2 protein-coding genes are annotated in these 471 nt (G+C 60.3%); both read right to left on the bottom strand.

What is annotated here, in order from left to right:
* A partial coding sequence (locus ACTJJX_RS35115; RefSeq protein WP_440782071.1) for a hypothetical protein occupies positions 1-88 on the bottom strand: 88 nt, incomplete at its 3' end.
* A gap of 23 nt (positions 89-111) precedes the next feature.
* Positions 112-471: phenazine biosynthesis protein PhzB (gene phzB, locus ACTJJX_RS35110; protein ID WP_436424951.1), on the bottom strand; the 360-nt coding region annotated here is incomplete at its 5' end.

The raw sequence follows: 471 nt of genomic DNA, 5'->3' as shown, positions 1-471 counted from the left end.
CCTGCACGTCGCGCAGGCGCGACGGATCGCCCCATTCGGGTTGCTGCAGCGCTTCGCAGCGCAGTACGCGTTGCAATAGATCGTCCATAGTTCACCCCTTCCAGGATGGCCTCAGGTGGGAATGCCTTCGCGTTTGATCTGCGGGACCGGAATGCTCAGGGCGCGCAATTGCTGGAAGACGTTCATGAATTCGCGGTTGCGCTTGATCTTGCCGTCGTCCAGCTCGAAGGAATGCAGGAAGTGGTTCTCGTAGTAGCCCTCGGGATAGCCGGGGAAGAGGATCTTGCCGTGGCCGTCGCACTCGACCCAGAAGTGGTTGGGATCGTCGGTCTCGAAGACCTTGATGTTGTACCACTCCCAATCCGGGAAGCATTTCAGCGACCACACCGCGTGCTCGGCCAGCTTGTCCTTGCCACGAATGACGATGGGCGAGCCGGTATCGGTGGTCCATAAACCGCCACAGCCGTCCTC

The organism is Pseudomonas sp. 22490, from assembly GCF_052044465.1.
In the GTDB taxonomy this organism is placed as follows: Bacteria; Pseudomonadota; Gammaproteobacteria; order Pseudomonadales; family Pseudomonadaceae; genus Pseudomonas; species Pseudomonas aeruginosa.
This window is presented reverse-complemented; position numbering and strand designations above follow the sequence as displayed.